Consider the following 694-nt stretch of genomic DNA (forward strand, 5'->3'; position numbering starts at 1 on the left):
AGCCCCCGGTCTTCGTCTGCCAGGCGCTCGGCGTTGACCAGCACCAGGCCATTGTCTTGCTTGAACTGTTCAATGCGGGCATCGAGCCCGGCCGCGTCCAACTTGCCCGCGTATTCCATCCCCAGCACCCGCACCAGATCAATGCCGTTGAACACCGCCTCGTTCTGATGCAGTAGCTCCAGCAACTCGGCGTCGCTCTTGTGCTCCACTTGGTCCAGGCTGCCTTGAGCTGCTTTGAGCTTGTCGGGGGTCAGGTCGAAGCCCTTCAAGGCCTCCTGCCAGTGCTCCACCAGCTCGGCATACGTGGGCTCGTGCTTGTGCTTGCGGGTGGCCTTGTTCGCCTGCTGGTTGGTGACCCCATGCTGTTCTGCGTATTCGAGCAGGGCCTTCCGGCGCTTGCTGAAGTGGTCGATGACGTCCTGGTCGATGCCGGCCAGGCGTGCGTAGGATCGGTCGGTTTCTTTGCCGTCGTCGTCCAGCTCCCGGACGTGCTCGACCTGGTAGCCCAAGTCCTGAAGGTTCTTGTAGAGCTCCAGCTTGTAGATTTCGTCCATGGCCCGGGCATGCCGGTAGATTTCGACGGCATCGAAGGTCGATTCCTTGCCGTCCTCGCCCAACGCCACCCCGTAGACCAGGTGGTGGGTGTGGAGATCCATGTCCAGGTCTCGCCCGGCAAAGTGCTGGTGGCTGGACC

Annotated in this window: 1 protein-coding gene; it reads right to left on the reverse strand. The window is 62.1% G+C overall.

The window, feature by feature from the left end:
- Window positions 1–656, reverse strand: a 656-nt coding sequence (locus tag INT12_RS30765) for a relaxase domain-containing protein (RefSeq protein ID WP_264294554.1), incomplete at its 3' end; no start/stop codon positions are given.
- Window positions 657–694 lie beyond the last annotated feature (38 nt).

The sequence above is a fragment of the Pseudomonas sp. K8 genome (assembly GCF_014889455.1).
GTDB lineage: Bacteria > Pseudomonadota > Gammaproteobacteria > Pseudomonadales > Pseudomonadaceae > Aquipseudomonas > Aquipseudomonas veronii.